This window comes from Maribacter chungangensis (genome assembly GCF_042676845.1).
GTDB classification, from domain to species: Bacteria; Bacteroidota; Bacteroidia; order Flavobacteriales; family Flavobacteriaceae; genus Maribacter; species Maribacter chungangensis.
On sequence record NZ_JBHTHY010000025.1, the window covers coordinates 1 to 3,103 of the forward strand.

Consider the following 3,103-nt stretch of genomic DNA (forward strand, 5'->3'; position numbering starts at 1 on the left):
AAACAGTAAGATAACGTACTTTTATAAACCAATTAAAGGCTTCCGAGGTACGAGGATTAGTTCAACACCGTGTATAATTAATTGCTTTTTACGTGCCTACTTGCGAAAATTCCTGCGGAATTTTCTCGGGTTCGTAAAAGTTTGCTAAATTAGTTGCTTAACCACGCAACTAACCATACACAATCACGTTGGTGGCAATCGCCTGCGGGCGCAAAAAAGAAACATTATATCAAAAAGGTGATTGTTACTTTAATCAAGTCAACCAGTATATCAAGAATGAACCATCCAAAAAAATACCACCTGTATTTATATACCATCTTTTTCATATAAAATTTCACTTTTTTTTGCTCGATTGCCACCAACGCTCCCTGTTAAATAAGCCTTTAATCGATGGTAAGCGTATATTTACTTAATTCCCCTACCTTACCACAGTCGACAACAACCAACACGGTATATAACGTATAAGGCTCATTTATGACTCTCTGTTAGGCTTTTTGAACACTAGGGTAATCTTCTACTTTTAAAGTGGTAGATTTCGACCACTTTGGAACCTATCCGCCAAATGAGCCTAACACGTCATACACAGGGAGCGTTCAGGCCGATTGCCAGAGGACATATCGCTCCGCCATGAAATAGGACACCCGAGGGAACAGTCCCCCTTTACAATGGTGCGGTGCATTCCGTCAAAACACGAAACACAACCAAAAGGATTTCACGCTCCCACGATATTCAATCGGCCTGAACGGCCCCTGAGTAAAACGCCCCAAATACACAAAGCCAGGGAAAGGGGAAACACCATAGGAAGAGCCCAACCGGCATGAACACGGTATAAAGCGAACGGGGCGTTTTAAAAGCTCAACGCGTGGCGGCTAAATCCCGAAATTCAAGTATATTTATAAACAACTCAACCGGCCGACAAGAAGCGGACAAGAGCCAAAACGCCCCGCCCGCTTTATACAGGGGCCGTTGTGTGTCATAAAAACTTTCTGCAAAACAAATAAATTCTCAAACTACTTTTAAACAAATTATTAACATTTTTGTTATTTTTATCCTTATATTTGTAAACGATTTACATTTTTTAAACAAAAACTAGAATGTTAATAAACTTTTCTATAGAAAACTTTAGGTCAATTAAGAATAAAGTTACTCTTTCATTTGAAGCTTCTAACTCAAATGATTTAGAGGATTATTTTATCATAAACGCTCCAAATAATGTTAGGTTATTAAAATTAGGTCTAATTTATGGAGCTAATGCTTCAGGAAAAACTACAATACTAAAAGGGTTGGAGTTTTTACAAGATTTAATATTAGAACCTGCTGAAAAAAAAACTGAAAAACTTGACTTTCAACCTTTTCTATTTGATAAAGAAACAATTGAGAAGAACACTTTTTTTTCAATTGAATTTTTTCAAAATGGAATTAGGTATTTATACAATTTAGAGCTAAATCAAGAAGCAATAATTTCTGAAGAATTATTTTTTTACAACCCTAATAAAGCTTTGGTATTCAATCGTACTACTGAAACCAAAAAGCAATTAACTGAAATATCTTTTGGTAGTAAAATCAAAATTAACAAACAATACAAAACTACTTTAGAAGCTAACACTTTGTGGAATAATACTGTATTGGGTGGCTACTTAAAAACCAATTTTGAATCTTTAGAATTACAAAATTGTACAGATTGGTTTGAGAGCAAGTTAAAACCAATGATATCATATAAAACTGATTTGTTAATTTATATATCAAAGCGAATAGAGTCAAATAAAATTAACAAAAGTGATATTGTTGAGTTTTTAAAGAGAGCTGATTTTAATATTTCTGATATCATAATAAAGAGTGAAGAAAGAGAAATTGATTCTGACTTACTTGATTTCTTAAATAAAAAAACTCTTATGACTGATGATAAAATTGAAAAGATAAGAGAAAAAGGGAAAATCGAAAGTAAAGAGATTTTGTTTCAACATTCATTATTAAATCAAAATTACATACTTCCTTATAATGATGAATCGCAAGGTACGCAGAGATACTACCAATTTAGTGGACTATTAAGCTTAATGATAAAAAACGAAATGATATTTCCAATTGATGAAATTGAATCTTCTTTACATCCGGATTTATTAAAACACTTTATTCTATCCTTTCTGGTTAATTCAAAAACATCTCAATTAATTGCTACTACTCATCATAGAGAATTATTAATTGAAAAAGATATTTTTAGAAATGACGCAATTTGGTTCACAGAAAAAACTGATGAAGGCTGCACGGACTTATTCTCTCTAAATGAATTTGATTCATCTGTTGTTAGAAATACAAGCTCAATTTTCAATGCTTATAAAACTGGTAAATTAGGAGCTGTACCAGAATTGAGCGATTATTATATAGAGTTAGACAATGGCAAGGAATAATAGAAAAACTCACAAAAGGAAAGGAAAAAAAACCTTTTCAATTATTGTTGATGGAGAAACGGAAGTTTGGTATTTACAAATGCTAAAGAAAAATGAAAAACTACCTAGAATTGATATAAAACCAGAGCTACCAAAAAAGAAAAAGTTATCAGAACAATTTGAAAGTGTTCTAGAAAATGCTAAAGATTATGATAAAGTAATCTGGATAGTTGATTATGATACTATAATTAAAGAAACTAACGAAGCTAGAAAAGGAGAAAAAACAGCTATACAATATTTAAAAGATTACATAAAAACAATTCAAGATTCAGATAATATTGAAATATTAATCAATGCGCCTTGTTTAGAATTTTGGTTACTCTTGCATTTTGAAAAAACAGGAAAATTCTTTTCAAATTGCGATGATGCTGGCAAAATTTTAAAAAGAAAATACTTGAAAGATTACGAAAAATCTGAAAAGTATTTCAAAAAAAGAGATAATGATATTTACCAAAAATTAAAAGAAAATCAAATTACAGCAAAAGAGAACGCAGCTCTTTTAGGTGAATTTGATTTTAATAATCATAACAAAGCTCTATCTGAAATATACAAATTGTTTGAATTTTTGGAAATAAAATAAATTACGCCACACAATAACTAAGCATATGGCGCGCCGATAGGCTAGCGCTATATGACTTGTTGACTGATCCGGGGTTTGT

At 31.7% G+C, this 3,103-nt stretch carries 2 protein-coding genes; both read left to right on the forward strand.

Features of this window, described 5'->3' with window-relative positions; translation table 11 throughout:
- The first annotated feature begins 1,094 nt into the window (after positions 1-1,094).
- A complete protein-coding gene (locus tag ACFQZJ_RS18745; protein ID WP_379936508.1) occupies positions 1,095-2,405 on the forward strand; it encodes an AAA family ATPase in 1,311 nt (436 codons plus the stop codon).
- Positions 2,392-3,024: an RloB family protein gene (locus ACFQZJ_RS18750; protein WP_379936509.1), complete on the forward strand. Its 633-nt coding sequence runs from the start codon at positions 2,392-2,394 to the stop codon at positions 3,022-3,024. Before ACFQZJ_RS18745 ends, ACFQZJ_RS18750 begins: the two co-directional genes overlap by 14 nt.
- Positions 3,025-3,103 lie beyond the last annotated feature (79 nt).

Bases quoted from the DNA above. Each gene is read 5' to 3' on its own strand.
- ACFQZJ_RS18745 (WP_379936508.1), top strand. From the start codon at position 1,095: ATGTTAATAAACTTTTCTATAGAAAACTTTAGGTCAATTAAGAATAAA.
- ACFQZJ_RS18750 (WP_379936509.1), top strand. From the start codon at position 2,392: ATGGCAAGGAATAATAGAAAAACTCACAAAAGGAAAGGAAAAAAAACC.